The organism is Paucihalobacter sp., from assembly GCF_036825875.1.
Taxonomy (GTDB): Bacteria; Bacteroidota; Bacteroidia; order Flavobacteriales; family Flavobacteriaceae; genus Paucihalobacter.
In genome coordinates, this window is record NZ_DAISXK010000042.1 from 7,259 (window position 1) to 22,627 (window position 15,369).

Sequence of the window (15,369 nt, forward strand, 5' to 3'; positions counted from 1 at the left end):
GAGAAATCGATTTTGCCCCGAATCAATTCGTTAGCGATGCGCTTTCTTATATGCAGTTCTTTTTCACGATATAGCGAAGGCATTCTCGTATTGAGATCGAGACTTTTACTGTTAAGCGATTTTATTTCTATCGAAATTTTTTTGTTGGGAAGTTGTAATACGGTTTTACCAAAACCTGTCATAGATTGAATCATTGATAATGATTTTAATTTGAGTTGCAAAGGTAATTAAATCAAATGAAGGGGGCTGCGATTTTTTTGAAGCAGTTTTGTTATGCATGCATAGCAATACTTTGTACCTTTGCAGTCCTTAATAAAATGTGAGATGTATAAAAAACAATTTGAAATTAGATGGAGTGATGTGGACGCCAATGCGCACTTAGCCAATTCGGCGTATACCAATTTTATGAGCCATGCGCGTATGTCTTTCTTTGACGATCATGGTTTTTCAATGACCGAAATAACAGAACAAAACCTCGGTCCTGTGGTATTTTACGAACATATGTATTATTTTAAGGAATCGTTTTTAGGAACGCCTATAACCGTGACTATCGAAGTGGATGGCTTAAGTGAAGACGGCATGTTCTTTCAATTCAGTCATAATTTTTACAACGATAAAGGTATTCATTTGGCACACTGCGAAATGCTTGGTGCTTGGATAGATTTAAAAGAAAGAAGACTCACTGCGCTACCCGCCGCTTTACTCGATAAAGCACATCAATTTCCGAAGTCCGAGATCTATAAAACCCTCACCAAAGATGACACTAGGAAATACGGAAAAAAACCTCAAAATTTAAGCCTGTAATTTTGGTTTTTTAGTTACCAAATAAACGCCCGAAAAAATAAGAACGGCAGCAGTTATTTTAACTATACCTATGGTATCAACACCCATAGCTACTGCAAAAATGGCGGCAATTACGGGTTGTAAGTAAATAAATATCCCAACTGTAGAGGCTCTTAAAGTTCTTAGCGCTAGCGGATTAAGTAAATAGGTTCCGAAGGTAGCACCCACAACTACAAATATAAGTGAACCTGTTGCATAAGTATCGAAGGAGTTCCAATCAATGACTTCTATTTGAAAATAGCTAAAGGGCAACACCAAAAAGGTTCCGAATAAAAACAACCATTTTATAAAGGTAAAGGGGTGGTATTTTACCGTTAGTCTTTTTATCATGATGATGTAAATACTGTACGACACCACGTTAATCATGATAAGCATATTACCGAAAAACACATTGTCACCAGCTCTCAGTGATTTGCCGTAAATACTCAATACCAAGGCGCCAGCAAAGGCCAATATCACACCAATTATTTTTAATCGTGTCACTTTTTCTTTTAAATAATAGCTAGACAATAAAAGAATGACGATTGGCGTAATGGACACGATTGCCGCGGCATGAATAGGCGTGGTAAGTTCCAAACCTTTTAAAAAAAAGAGCATATTGATAACCACTCCAAAAATAGCGGCATAAAAAAACTTAAGATAATCCTTGATATCAATTTTTTCTTTAGGAAAGAATTCACCAACAATCCAAAATAATAGGGTAGCACCAGACACTCTAAAAAATACAAGTGCCGACGATTGCATAAAACCGTCATTGATAAGCGATTTTGCAAAGGTGAAGTTTAAACCATAAAGCAGTTGCACCGCAAATAAGGCTAAAAGCGCAAATGTTCTGCTAGTCATTCATTTTCTTTTTGGCTGCAGCTACAACTTTGCTGCTATTACCAATAAAAATGTTTTGGTCTAAAACAATGACTGGTCTTTTTAAAAAGGTATAATGTTCTAACAGATAATGCTTAAAATCGGCCTCTTTTAAATCGGCATTTTTAAGGCCCATTTCTGTATACAATTTAGCGCGTTTGCTAAATAAAGCTTCGTAACTGCCTGCCAGGCGTTCGAGTGATTCCAACTGATTTACAGTAATAGGGTGTTCTTTAATATCTTGAAGTTTAATATTGGATGTAGGATTGAGTTCTTTTAAAATCCTCATGCAGGTATTGCAAGTTTTAAGATAAAATATATGGTTCATTAAATCAAGATTTCACAGTTTTTCGCGATGGCAAAATTAAGAAAATCAAAAGGAAAACTTGACTTATTGATATTTTAAATAAGGTTCTAATTCCTTAAACGGAATTAAAAATTCGGTATAACCTTGAGCATAGGAAGCTACTTCGTATTTGTTGTAAAGCATGATCATTCCGCGTTCATTAAGTCCCATGTTTTCTGGAAGTTTAAAGTTTTCTCCAAAAAAATAATCTTTTATATTTTCGTCCTTTTTCATCACTTCACTTTCAAAATAGCTTTGAGCCAGTTTCATAAAATCTGAATTAATATTCAAAACTTCCTCAGGTGTGAGCAATTCGCCGTTGGCATTATTAAAGTTGAAAAGCTTGATGTAATCATTGCCGTGCGCGCCACCTGTGTATAAATAACTACTAATAGATATGGTTGTGATAAGCGGTGACGTATACAACACCTCACCTTCAATACTCGCTTCCCATGCGGCTGCGCTCTCTGGGAAATCGCGCTTAAACAAGGTGTATTCTTGATCAAACTTTGATACAGCGGCAGAAACATCAACATCTGCAACACTGCCTTCTTCAAAGTTCAATGAATTTACAATATAACTAGAAATGGTATTATTGATAGTTATGGCAGCTTCAGAGTTACCTTCAGCAACGGGATATTCAATTTCAACTTGCGAAACTTCACTCAGTGCTACGACGTTAGTTTCGAATTTTAAACTGGATTCTTCTTTACAAGTGTAAAAGCACGCAACGGTTATGAGTATTAAAACGAGTTTTTTCAAAGGTTTGTCAGGTTTGTTAAAGATTCATTAAAGATATTACATACATTTGAATTCAACGAATATCCATGTACATTTGTTGTTGCATTCTTGAGCTATTTTAATAATCTTCGATAAGATTTATAACTCAAATCATTTTATACAAATTCCAATAATTTTTTTAAATGAAATTTAATACAAAAACAATTCACGGCGGACAACACCACGACCCAGCATACGGCGCAGTAATGCAGCCAATTTATCAAACTACAACATATGCACAATCTACACCTGGCGGACACAAAGGATACGAATATTCAAGAACACACAACCCAACTCGTAACGCCCTAGAAAACGCTTTTGCCAGTATAGAAAACGGCAAACACGGCTTGGCATTTGGTTCTGGACTTGCTGCGATAGATGCTGTTTTAAAATTATTACAGCCAGGTGATGAGGTGGTTTCTACCAATGATTTATATGGCGGTACTTACAGGTTATTTACAAAAATATATGAAAATTTTGGTATCAAGTTCCATTTTATAGGAATGGACAATGCTGACAAAATAAACGACTATATCACGCCAAACACTAAATTAATTTGGGTTGAAACACCTACCAACCCTATGATGAATGTAATTGATATCAAATCAATTTCGGCCATTGCTAAAGCCAATAACTTATTGTTAGCGGTAGATAATACTTTTGCTACGCCGTATTTACAGCAACCCTTAGAATTGGGTGCGGATATCGTGATGCATTCAGTTACTAAGTATTTAAGTGGCCATAGCGATGTGGTTATGGGAGCCTTAGTGGTAAAAGATGATGCCTTGGCCGAAAAGCTTTATTTTATTCAAAATGCTAGTGGTGCAATATGTGGTCCGCAAGATAGTTTTTTGGTGCTTAGAGGTTTAAAAACATTACATGTGCGTATGCAACGCCATTGCGAGAATGGGAAAGCCATTGCTGAGTATTTAAACAACCACCCAAAAATTGAAAAGGTGTACTGGCCAGGTTTAAAAGACCATCCCAATCATGAGGTTGCCAAAGCGCAAATGAATGATTTTGGCGGCATGGTATCGTTCGTAACCAAAGGAAATAATTTTAAAGAGGCTATAAAAATAGTTGAAAACTTAAAATTATTCACCTTAGCCGAATCTTTAGGTGGTGTAGAGTCGCTTGCCGGACATCCCGCAAGTATGACCCATGCCAGTATACCAAAAGAAGAACGCGAAAAAACAGGCGTTGTAGATTCTTTAATTAGATTAAGTGTTGGTATTGAAGATATTGATGACTTGATATCAGATTTACAACAAGCCATTGGATAATAAAAATCGACCTTAGCAATAAGGTCTTTTTTTTAATCTAAATAATATATATAACCGAAGTTAAGCCATACCAACCAATCATTCGCACGGTTGGAGTCTAACTGGTGGTTAAGTCCGTCAATCCAGTTATTGCCAAAATACTGCCATCTTAAATCCAACATTAAATCCGATAGAATGGTGAGTTTATAGCGCACACCAACACTGCCAACTACCGACCAAACGGTGCCGCTTTCATCACTAATAGATCCTGGCTCCCAAAAAGAATAAAAGTTGTTGGGGTTGTTGATGTTGCCATCTCCAAAGGTAGTAGCGGCTGATGGATTGTAGGAAGTAAAATGCGTTCCTAAACTTATAAATGGGGCAAAAGAATTGACTCTTGAAGAAAATTGTCTAATACTCAAAGGGAAATATTCTAACTGCATACCAACGTCAAAATTATTGGCTTCACCAGAATGCGCTCTCAATCGGTCGGCATTCACACTGGTTCTAGATTCATCTACCCACTTACCAAAATGTTCTAGTTTGGTTTTATTCCACGAAATTTCACTTCGCAGTTTAAAGTGATCGTTAAAATAAGTATCAGCAGAATAACAATTACAATCTGCCCTATATGAAAAGTTTATATAGTGAATAATGCCTATACCAATACCTGTATTGCCGGCGTTAGTTTCTAAGTCATTTCTCACCCCAAAATCCGATTGAAACGCAACAGGCCCAACAATAACACCAACCTCATGAGAGAATCCGAATTGGGAATTTACTGACTCAGCACTCAGCAAAATAGCAACAAACAGGAATAACCTATTCAATTTTAATGTCATAAGGTTCATTTAATTGAGGCAATCATGGTAACAAATATATGAAAACTCGCTAAATCAAAAAATATTATAAGTTAAATACAGATTAATTAAATTTCTGCACTTTTATTATTAAATTTCTAGTATGACAAAGATTTATTGAGAATATAAAAAAATATAATGCTTAAATTTAAAGATAACCTATCTTTGTGCCGTTAAATTTATAATCATTAAATTTCATGGAAGATCAAATAAAATCCTTTTTAGATATCGTAGCCAAAAGAAACAGCAACGAATCTGAATTCCTACAAGCAGTTGAAGAGGTTGCCGAAACCGTTATGCCGTTCATTGAAAGAAACGAAAAATATCAAAACAAGAAACTACTTTTAAGAATGGTAGAACCCGAGCGCGTTATAACCTTCAGAGTTTGTTGGTTAGACGATCAGGGCGAGATACAGGTCAATAGAGGCTATCGTATTCAAATGAATTCAGCCATTGGTCCATATAAAGGCGGTATCCGTTTTCATCCAACAGTAACCCTTAGTGTGCTTAAGTTTTTAGCCTTTGAACAGGTATTTAAAAACAGTTTAACTACTTTGCCTATGGGTGGTGGAAAAGGCGGTTCTGATTTTGATCCAAAAGGAAAATCTGATAACGAAATCATGAAATTCTGTCAAGCATTTATGTCAGAATTATTCCGACACATAGGAAGTGACCTCGATGTGCCAGCTGGAGATATTGGTGTTGGCGCTAGAGAAGTAGGTTATATGTTTGGGATGTACAAAAAATTACGCAACGAATTTACAGGGGTTTTCACAGGTAAAGGATTGTCTTTCGGCGGTTCACTTATTAGACCCGAAGCTACAGGTTACGGCAATGTATATTTTGTTCAAAGTATGTTAAAAACCAGAAATGAAAGTTTAAAAGGCAAAACAGTCCTTATTTCAGGTTCTGGAAACGTTGCACAGTATTCGGCTGAAAAAGCTATTGAGTTGGGTGCAAAAGTGATCACCATGTCCGATTCTTCTGGATATATTGTAGATTACGACGGAATCGATACCGATAAATTAGCGTTTATTATGAACCTTAAAAACGTAAAACGCGGCAGAATTAGCGAATATGTTGAAACCTATAGCAATGCTAAATTTGTTGAAGGCAAAACCCCATGGCACGAGAAATGTGATATCGCATTACCTTGCGCTACGCAAAACGAATTGCTAGGTGATGATGCCAAAGCATTGTTGGCAAACGGCTGTATATGTGTGAGTGAAGGTGCCAATATGCCATCTACCAAAGAAGCTATTGATGCTTTTCATGCAGCTAAAATCTTATTCGCACCAGGTAAAGCTTCAAATGCTGGTGGTGTAGCAACTTCTGGTTTAGAAATGACTCAAAATTCAATGCGTTACAATTGGACACGCGAAGAAGTAGATGCCAAGCTTAAAGATATCATGATAAGTATTCACGAATCTTGTATTAAATATGGAACTGATAACGATGGCTATGTAGACTACGTAAAAGGTGCCAATATCGCTGGATTTGTAAAAGTGGCTGATGCTATGCTTGCACAAGGCGTGGTATAACATAATTTTTAAATAAATAAGGCCCTTGCTAATCTGTCAAGGGCTTTTTTATGCAATAACATATCATATTATCTTATAATTTCGTTAGATATAAATATCTTTGACTCTTAAAATTTGAAATGAGAAATACAGTAGTTTCTACATTGTTGTGTTTTATTACCTTAGTTACTGTAGCACAAGACTTCTCCGTGTTGTGGGAGTCGCATTTTTCATATAATAGCATTGTTGATATTACCGCTAGCGATACCAAAGTGTATGCGGCCTCCGAAAATGTGTTGTTTTCTTATGACTTATTAAGTAATGAAATTGAAACACTTACCACTGTTGAAGGGCTTTCCGGAGGATTTATTTCAGAAATTGAATTCAGTACCGAGTTTCAATTATTGCTTATAGGCTATACCAACGGATTAATAGAAATTTATTCAGAAGTAGAAAACACAGTGCTTCCTGTAGTAGATATTCTTGAAAAAGAAACAATTAATCCAAGTTTTAAACGGATTAATCATTTTAATGAACACCAAGGGCTTGTTTATATTGCAACCGGTTTCGGGATTGTAGTCTATAATTTAGAACGCTTAGAATTTGGTGATACTTACCTGATTGGTATGGGAGGCAGTCAGATTCCTGTTTTGCAAACCGCCGTTTTCAACGATGCCATTTACGCCGCTTGTCAAAATAATAATGCTATTAAGATTGGTCAGCTTTCTAATCCTAACCTTATTGATTTTCAACAGTGGCAAACCATTTCAACGGGTAATTTTTTGACCATGACCACCTTTGAAAATAAGTTATTCACCGTTAGAAGTAACAATGCCCTCTATGAGGTAGTCGGCAATAATATTCAGTTGTTAACTAATTTTCCCGCGGTACCCTTAGACAACGGTGTAAGCGATAGTAATTTAATTTTCACCACTTCAACGAATGTTTTTTTATTAAACGAAAATGGTACACAAACACTAAACATCGGTATCATACCAGATTATAACACTACCTATTCTAGTGCAATATTCCCTGATGGAAGCTTATTTATAGGTACCTCTTCCTTTGGTGTTCTGCGGGTAGACGCCTCTAGTGGAGAACTGATACAGCAGATTCTTCCTAATGGACCATTGAGAAATGATCCATTCAAAATTAATGCCTTAAACGGTCAGATCTGGGTTACTTATGGAGACCATACCGCCTTTTATAATCCTTCCCCAATTAAATCTTTAGGATTAAGCTATAGAGTGGACGATACCTGGACAAGCATTCCGTTCGCAAACCTTCTTAATGCCAGAAATCTAACCTTTAGTGCTGTTAATCCATTTAATCCACAGCAGGTATTTATTAGTTCGTTTCAAGATGGAATTTTAGAGCTAAATAATTTTGAACCTGAAATTTTATTAAATCAAACCAACAGTGGCCTTGAATCAATAGTATTAGCAAATGCTCCAAATTTTGTGAGTATACGAGTCAACGGATTAGATTTTGATAGAACGGGGAAGTTGTGGTCAATAACGAGCTTAATTGAAAGACCATTAAAGTCTTATGATCCTGCCACAGGAAATTGGGAAAGTTATAGTTTTTCTGAGTTAATTGATAATCCTATAACTGGTGAAAATGGATTTGGGGATTTAGTGGTTGACAATAATGGTACCAAATGGATTGGTTCAAGAAGAAATGGATTAATCGCTTACAATGAAACCGTAACTGGCACGCGTATTTTAAAGATTGATGCACAATCTCAAAACATGCCAGCAACTGGTGTTGAAGCACTAGCAATTGACAATCGCAATCAACTTTGGATTGGTACCGTGGCTGGATTAAGAGTGCTGTTCAATACGGCCAATGTTTTTAACACCCCTAATCCTTCAGTCAACAGCATTATTATTGACGAAGCTGGAATACCGCGAGAATTGTTATTAGACGAGTTAATTAATGATATTAGAGTAGATGGCTCAAATAATAAATGGGTAGCCACGCTGTCTTCTGGAGTGTTTTATTTTTCCCAAGATGGAAGTCAGACCATCTACCATTTTACAACAAATAATTCTCCCTTACCGTCTAATGAGGTAAACCACATTGCAATAGACGAAATTAATGGAAAAGTTTATTTTGCCACCAGTCGAGGCGTAGTGGCCTTTACCTCGGGAAGCTCAGCTCCCGAAGAAGAATTAACCAATGCCTTCGTCTATCCAAATCCGGTGCGACCTGAATACGATATTCTTGGTGCCAGCGATTTAAACGATATTAATAAAGGCGTTAAAATAAAAGGCCTAACACAAAACGTGAATATCAAAATAACCGATGTTGAAGGTAATTTGGTGGCCGAAGCGCAATCGAGAATCAACCTGCGCAATTCAGCAGCACGCTATAATTTGGGCATAGATGGCGGTATTGCGATATGGAATGGCCGAAACTTAAATAATAATATTGTAGCTTCAGGTGTGTATCTCATTCTTATTTCAGATTTGGATACGCAAGAGTCTAAGGTTTTAAAAGTGCTTATTATCAGAGGAAAATAACCGTGCTATGTTATCTGAAACGAAGGCCATTGTTTTATCAAAATTAAAATTTAACGACAACGATCTTATCATTAAATGCTTTACCGAGCAGCGTGGTGTGGTTAGCTACCTGGTAAAAGGCGCCTTTAAAAGCAACAAGAAGAATCCGGTGATTGGCTACTATCAAGTTTTGTCGCAATTGATTTTAATTGATGACTTTAAACCCAACAGAAACCTACAGTACATAAAGGAAGTTAAATCGCTTTGTATTTATCAGACTTTAAATTCAGATATTTATAAAAGTACGCTGGCGTTATTTTTATCGGAAGTGTTAGCGGCCTGTTTAAAAGAAGAGTCAAAAAACGAAGAATTATTCAGTTACCTCAGCAACAGTTTTCAATTTATCGACCACGAAGACGATATTGCCAACTTCCACTTAATGTTTTTACTCAGGTTGTCGCAATACTTGGGTTTTTACCCAGAATCAAAAATAGAAAGCTTTGATTATTTCGATTTAGAAAGTGGCTTATTTACCCACAGCAATACTGGTATTTATGCCATTACAGGTGAAAACGTAACCCTGCTAAAACAATTTTTAGAAACGAAATTTGAAGCCTTCCACAGCATCAAATTATCGGCTGCCAAACGCCAGTCTTTTTTAAATACGCTATTGGTTTATTACGATTTACAACTTGGAAGCTTTAAAAAGCCAAAATCTTTAGAAGTGCTGCACCAAGTATTTCATTAAAAAAGCCTTTGAAGACAAATATTCAAAGGCTTTTTTGATATTTTATTATGTAATGATTACTAGCGCTTAATGGCTTTCTTGTTGATAGTTTGTCCGTTAGACAAGGTTACTTTGGCCACATAAGTTGCACTGCTCAATTGCGATAAGTTATAAGTTTCTAGGTTGCTAGCACCTTTTAATCGGTAAATGGTTCTGCCTTGTAAATCGATGATTTCAATAGTTTTAATTTGATGGTTTTCTGCAACGCTAAACTGTACATCGCCGTTAGAAAGTTCTATTATAGAAAGTGATTGTGGCGACAATAAAGCCCCACCAACACTCAAGCTTTCGCGGTTAAAGACCACCTCAAATCGTTCCTTAAAATCACCAACTTCGGAAGTAAAAGTGTAATCACTTTCCGATAAATTATGGAGGCCATTTAACAGATTATCTTTTAAATAGACAGTTTCGCTAGTCATAAAATCCCCTTGCAGCTGCGCAATAGAAATGCGGTATAAGGTCGCCACCTCAATAGAAGTCGAAAACCCTAAAGCAATTACTTCATCAGCATTTAAACTCATTGGGTTTTTACCTTGAATGGCGAAGGGTTTGTCACTATCTTTTATAATGGAGTACAAACTGGCGTAAGTACCAGTGGAAAGATTTCGTGGGGCGTCGTAATACATACCATCGTCGTTGTTGGTAGCGCCTGGCACATAGGCCACTAATATTTGATTAAACACGCCATTGTCTGAGGTCAGGTTAAGCCAGAGTTTGTCTAGAACAACTACATTGTTACTTCTGTAAAAATTATTATTACTACTACCATCGGCCAACCTGATACTATTATTAAAAGTAACGGTACCATTGCCTGTTGCATTTACAAAAAACCCTTGACCAGATGGAATAAAGTTATTTGGCGGAAGTCCGACAGCACCGCCAGCCACATTACCGGAGCCCACATTAATGATGGCATAATCATTTCTATTAAAGTTGAGAACTTGGTTGCCAGGATTCATAGCTAATGGAGGCAAGGATTGCGACCACAGGTAAGCTGAACCTTCAATGGCGCCAGCATTTTGATTATGAAATTCCTCAAAGTCAATAGCCGAAGGATACGGATTACCAATGAAATTCCAATTGTTACTCGCAATTGGATTAGCCGGATTTCTGTATACGGGCACATTTATAATACCATTGTTAAAAGAGCCATTAAAATTATTCTGATCTATTCTAGGGAATGGCCCTACATTAAAAGAAGTTACGGCATAGCCTAAACCAGGCGTTAATAATCCCGTGGCAATTTGCCAGTCGTTGCCAATATCATCAATATCATTGCCATCGATATCCACAAAATTTTGTGCCTCAAAATAAAATCTGCGATTGGCGGGCGATAATCCAAAGGCATTTTCTGCCGTTTCATTAACTACTGGCGAAGACCAATAGGTATAGTCATACCAATTTTGCTTAGGAGCTGTATCTTTATTAACTGATGAATTGCCACCATTTAATACAAACGTTCCCGCATCATTTCTTTGAACAAAGGCACCGCGAGTCTGAACAATTATATTACCATCTGTATTCACTGAGGCATCATTAATTACCTCGACAAAATAACCATCTCTAATATCCAAAATAGCATTTACAACCAAGTTGCACGCTGTAAAACTCGGTGTTGGTGCAGCTGTAGTATAATTTGCATTTAAAATCGCCACCGTTCCTGCATTTGGCGCGCCATTGCTCCAGGCAGTGCCATTCCAAGTTGTTTGCTCAATCTCTATTCTAACGGCATCACTAGCTTGAGAGCACGTTGCTGTATTTTCGCGTACTTCACAATAGTACTGATAGTTGTTAAGGCTAAAAGTATTGCTGATGTTTAATTCGTTTGTATCAACACCCGAATAAACGGCATCGTTGGTTAAGGCGGTCCAGTTGGTATCACCTGGTGCCACGGCATACCATTGGTAATTTAAGGCATTGCCGCCTACAAAACCTTCAGTAGCGGTAACAGATATAGTAGCCTCTAAACAGTTGGATGCAGTATACAATGGAACTGAGACGCTTGGCGACATACCACCACCAGAGGAGAATGAGAAGCTTCCAATACTAGAATAGTCAGTGTCTGAGCAATCATTCCAATTTACAACGCTCCAATCGGCAAGGTTAAAATTGGTATTTGGCAAAGATGCAGCAGTTTCAAGTCTTTCAAAAATCGCACCTCTTGTGCCAATTCCTAATGGGCTTGACCAATCATTATTTTGGTAAAAACCCCAAGAGTCAACATGAGTTGCGCCGTTGTATAAACGAATATGGTCATCATTTCCTGTTCCAAAATTAATACCACCAATACCGCTTGTTTGATTAGCAAATGATCCATCAGATCCTGCAATACCGGAACAGATGGTTGTCGCGCCTACGCCAATAACATAAACATCACCAACGTTTAATACAATAGTGTTAAGATTAACGTTTCCACCATTTTGAGTAGCACTTCCGTTATTAAAAAATTGAATGGAATAACCACTCAAATTGATTGGTGAGGTGGTGCCATTAAATAATTCTATGTAGGTGAAAGAATTAATAGTTGCATCGGTAACGGCACTTATAAACAAATCGGTGGGAGTTGCAGCAGCTGAGCCTTCACAACTGCTAGTGATATTAGTAATTACCGTAAAATCGGAAGTGATTAGGTTACACGAATTTTCCGTAACCGTTATTGCACCTGTAGTCGCGCCAGCGGGAACTTCTGCTAATAACGTATTTGCATCAACAAAGCTAACGGATGCAGGAATCCCATTAAATGCAACTGCCGTAGAAGCTGAAAAACCGCTGCCATTTATTCTAACTTCAGTATCAACCGGGCCGTCAACAGGTTCAAAGTTGGTAATACTGTGAACAGGAACACAAGCTGAAGTGACGGTTCCGTTAAATGTAAAGTCATTGATACTAAATGTAGTAGTAGAAGCAGCCGACGTACCCCATGCGTAAAATCTAAACGTAATAGGGCCATTGATATTTTGAAAACTACTTAAATCTATGGTTGCTCCGTCAAACAATGGGGTGCCAAGGTTGGAATTAAACCCATCAATGCTGCTTCTAAAAGCGAAATTTGAGATTGAAGCATTACTTCTTTGTGAAGTATAAACAAAACTCACAAAATCTATTTCGAAGCCAGCATTTGGTGTGATGGTGAATTCAAAATAAGCAGTCAAATCTATTGTTGCGGTATTCCAACCGTTTGCATTATATCGGTTGTTGGCGTTGGTACCATTGATGCCCGCGCCTCGACCTATTCCACTCACAGTAATATTTGGATCTACAACCTGACCCGTAGTATAGGGGTTGGCGGTATTTGGGTTTGTACCCAATATTGGATTTTCAAAAATGGACTGCCCAAACCCTAAAACACCAACAAAAAGTAGTAAACAAAAAAGTAATTTTAATTTCATAAAAACATGCTATTAATTCCACTCCAAAGAGAAGTGCAAATTTAGATAAATTGGCTAGCTGTTTCTTAAGGGTTTTATTAACAAAATGTTATTATTTTTGCACATGCATCCATCAAAAACCTATACCATCGATGAAGCGCAAAAGGCCTTGGAGCATTATTGCGCTTACCAAGAACGTTGCCACCAAGAAGTCCGAAAAAAATTGCAAAACATGGGGATGATACCCATAGCCGTCGATACCATCATCAACCACCTTATTGAAGATAACTATTTAAACGAAACCCGTTTTGCCCTGGCCTTTGCCCGTGGGAAGTTCCGCATCAAACAATGGGGCAAACAACGCATCACGCGCGAATTGAAAATGCGGGATATTTCAACTTATAATATCAAAGCCGCCCTACAACAATTTTCTGATGCCGACTATCAAAAAACCCTCTACACCCTGGCCGAAAAACGCTGTGCCGCCATTAAAGAAACCAATCCTTTTAAAAAGAAAAAGAAACTAGCAGATTATTTATTGTACCGCGGCTGGGAATCGCATTTGGTGTACGAAGTAGTGGGTGATTTGGTGGATAAGTAGGACTTTAATTTTGTTTTTTAAGATGTTGATTTTCTACTGTAATGAAAATTCACAACCCATAACTTAGCCAGCACCATTTACCAACTCACATTGCATTAAAAATCCATTTTTAGTGAGCTTTCTACTAAATCGCAATCCACTGTTTCAATTATCACCAAACAATCAAATCCCTTTCCTAGGAAAAGGAACTTATGGCATTCCAATATAAAATTTATAAAACAAGTTCGTTCTGTAACTTTGAATTTACTTTTTTGATGGCCAAAAAAGTAACAAAAAAGCCTTTCACTGTCGAAGGTATTTTCTTTAGTGCTTCGGGCACTAAAGAAATCACAAACAAAAGGCTAAAGTTTCTTCAAGACTTCAAAACTTCTTTACGCCTTTTGTTTGTTATACTGACGACAGTGGTTTCTGCTGTGGCGGAATATGTTTGACGAGTACACAGAAAACATCGTGAAACATCAACCAAAAAACCGGTGACACCATTTGACACCATTTGAGCCTAATTGACATCGATTGACACTATTTGACACTATTTGACACTGTTTGACACAATTTGACACACATTGACACAATTTGAAACCATTTGACACAATTTGACACACAACTGCGATTTTTTAGGGGTTTTGTTCGAGTCTTGTTCGAGGATTGTTTTACTTAGGCTTTGGTGTATGCTTTAAAAATGGGTCCCAGCCCGAACAAAGCCCGAATAATGTTGGAAAGTGTATAGACAACCAAGTAGTTAGAGGCAATTTTTTTAAAATGATTGGTAAATTTGGTTATATTTGATAAAAAGTAATGAATAGTCACAATAATAACGGGATAACGTTATAAAAATTGATGATATAACGAGTTGGCAAACAGTTAAAAAAAGAAAAACTGAGCTAACAAAATGAAAGTTGTGGAAAAACAAAAAAAAACAATGGAATTAAAAGAAAACACAGTATTAGAAAACAAAATTAGAGAAGTATTAAACGTACTAAAAAATTTAAACACGGCAGATGCAGATTGGATTTTAAAACAAAGTAGTTATAATATAAAAAGAGCCTCTACTTTAAATAACATAGAGAATATGGAACTAGATGTAAGTGGAATAAAATAACTAACCGTTGTGATTTGATTCTGTTAGATTATCTATAGCCATTTTTAAATCTGACAAACTATCTAAAATTTCTCTATTCATTTCAATAGACACATATTTTAGAAAATCTGACAAATTACTGTCTGCATCTTTACCAAAATTTGATTTAAAATGAGCTTTTTTATTGTTGTAATAGTGGTCTGACATAACTAAATATTTTTATTAATTAAGTTTAATTTTAAAATTTTTAAAAAATATAACAATTAACATTAATAACAACCAAGTAATTAGTACATAAATAAAATCTTTAATCACAATTTTATTGTAATATTTCAATCTATTAGAATAATTAAAAAAATCAGAATCTTTAAATCTTACATCTTTTAATTTCAACCCGTTTGTCGGGAAAAAGTGTTGAGTACCAAACACTGTAACAAAATTAATTTCTGTTAATGGGTCATTATAACTCCATTCGTAATCAACTATTTTGACATCACCTGTATCAGTTTCATTAGTGATTTTTTTATAATGTTGGAAACCAAAATTACCAAAGTGAGTT

Annotated in this window: 15 protein-coding genes; 7 read left to right on the top strand and 8 right to left on the bottom strand. The window is 36.5% G+C overall.

What is annotated here, in order from left to right; translation table 11 throughout:
- Positions 1-194: YicC/YloC family endoribonuclease (locus tag V7Z48_RS10985; RefSeq protein ID WP_334113524.1), on the bottom strand; the 194-nt coding region annotated here is incomplete at its 3' end.
- Positions 195-324: 130 nt separating this feature from the next.
- On the opposite strand from V7Z48_RS10985, the gene V7Z48_RS10990 reads away from it, so the two are divergent.
- The gene (locus V7Z48_RS10990) at positions 325-804 is read left to right on the top strand and encodes an acyl-CoA thioesterase (protein ID WP_334113526.1); all 480 of its coding nucleotides are present in this window, start codon (positions 325-327) and stop codon (positions 802-804) included.
- On the opposite strand, the gene V7Z48_RS10995 is transcribed toward V7Z48_RS10990, so the two are convergent.
- The 3 genes from V7Z48_RS10995 to V7Z48_RS11005 form a co-directional block, all read right to left on the bottom strand.
- Positions 793-1,686, bottom strand: a complete 894-nt coding sequence (locus V7Z48_RS10995; RefSeq protein WP_334113527.1) for a DMT family transporter — start codon at positions 1,684-1,686, stop codon at positions 793-795. The two genes, V7Z48_RS10990 and V7Z48_RS10995, sit on opposite strands and share 12 nt — an antisense overlap.
- Entirely contained in the window at positions 1,679-2,032 is a 354-nt protein-coding gene (locus V7Z48_RS11000; protein WP_334113528.1) for an arsenate reductase family protein, read from the bottom strand. Before V7Z48_RS11000 ends, V7Z48_RS10995 begins: the two co-directional genes overlap by 8 nt.
- Before the next feature lie 63 nt (positions 2,033-2,095).
- On the bottom strand, positions 2,096-2,812 hold the full coding sequence (locus V7Z48_RS11005) for a DUF3298 and DUF4163 domain-containing protein (RefSeq protein ID WP_334113530.1): 717 nt from the start codon (positions 2,810-2,812) through the stop codon (positions 2,096-2,098).
- 161 nt (positions 2,813-2,973) lie between these two features.
- Here V7Z48_RS11005 and V7Z48_RS11010 point away from each other — a divergent pair, with 161 nt between their 5' ends.
- The gene (locus V7Z48_RS11010; RefSeq protein ID WP_334113531.1) at positions 2,974-4,113 is read left to right on the top strand and encodes a cystathionine gamma-synthase; all 1,140 of its coding nucleotides are present in this window, start codon (positions 2,974-2,976) and stop codon (positions 4,111-4,113) included.
- 32 nt (positions 4,114-4,145) lie between these two features.
- Here the strand turns inward: V7Z48_RS11010 and V7Z48_RS11015 are convergent, their stop codons facing one another.
- The gene (locus V7Z48_RS11015; protein WP_334113532.1) at positions 4,146-4,934 is read right to left on the bottom strand and encodes a THC0290_0291 family protein; all 789 of its coding nucleotides are present in this window, start codon (positions 4,932-4,934) and stop codon (positions 4,146-4,148) included.
- Between the two features lie 215 nt (positions 4,935-5,149).
- Here V7Z48_RS11015 and gdhA point away from each other — a divergent pair, with 215 nt between their 5' ends.
- The 3 genes from gdhA to recO all read left to right on the top strand — a co-directional run bounded on the left by gdhA (position 5,150) and on the right by recO (position 9,724).
- Positions 5,150-6,493, top strand: a complete 1,344-nt coding sequence (gdhA, locus tag V7Z48_RS11020) for an NADP-specific glutamate dehydrogenase (protein ID WP_334113533.1) — start codon at positions 5,150-5,152, stop codon at positions 6,491-6,493.
- Positions 6,494-6,612: 119 nt separating this feature from the next.
- On the top strand, positions 6,613-8,997 hold the full coding sequence (gene porZ / locus V7Z48_RS11025) for a type IX secretion system anionic LPS delivery protein PorZ (RefSeq protein WP_334113534.1): 2,385 nt from the start codon (positions 6,613-6,615) through the stop codon (positions 8,995-8,997).
- 7 nt (positions 8,998-9,004) lie between these two features.
- On the top strand, positions 9,005-9,724 hold the full coding sequence (gene recO / locus V7Z48_RS11030) for a DNA repair protein RecO (RefSeq protein ID WP_334113535.1): 720 nt from the start codon (positions 9,005-9,007) through the stop codon (positions 9,722-9,724).
- 59 nt (positions 9,725-9,783) lie between these two features.
- Here recO and V7Z48_RS11035 read toward each other — a convergent pair whose 3' ends face one another.
- Positions 9,784-13,152 (bottom strand): lamin tail domain-containing protein, encoded by a 3,369-nt coding sequence (locus V7Z48_RS11035; RefSeq protein WP_334113536.1) that lies wholly within the window; start codon positions 13,150-13,152, stop codon positions 9,784-9,786.
- A 103-nt stretch (positions 13,153-13,255) separates the two neighbouring features.
- Here V7Z48_RS11035 and V7Z48_RS11040 point away from each other — a divergent pair, with 103 nt between their 5' ends.
- Together V7Z48_RS11040 and V7Z48_RS11045 are read left to right on the top strand one after the other, a co-directional pair.
- A complete protein-coding gene (locus V7Z48_RS11040) occupies positions 13,256-13,732 on the top strand; it encodes a regulatory protein RecX (RefSeq protein WP_334113537.1) in 477 nt (158 codons plus the stop codon).
- 898 nt (positions 13,733-14,630) lie between these two features.
- Positions 14,631-14,831: a hypothetical protein gene (locus V7Z48_RS11045; protein WP_334113538.1), complete on the top strand. Its 201-nt coding sequence runs from the start codon at positions 14,631-14,633 to the stop codon at positions 14,829-14,831.
- Here the strand turns inward: V7Z48_RS11045 and V7Z48_RS11050 are convergent, their stop codons facing one another.
- The gene (locus V7Z48_RS11050) at positions 14,832-15,017 is read right to left on the bottom strand and encodes a hypothetical protein (protein ID WP_334113539.1); all 186 of its coding nucleotides are present in this window, start codon (positions 15,015-15,017) and stop codon (positions 14,832-14,834) included.
- A gap of 15 nt (positions 15,018-15,032) precedes the next feature.
- The coding region (locus V7Z48_RS11055) for a hypothetical protein (protein WP_334113540.1) at positions 15,033-15,369 on the bottom strand (337 nt) is incomplete at its 5' end.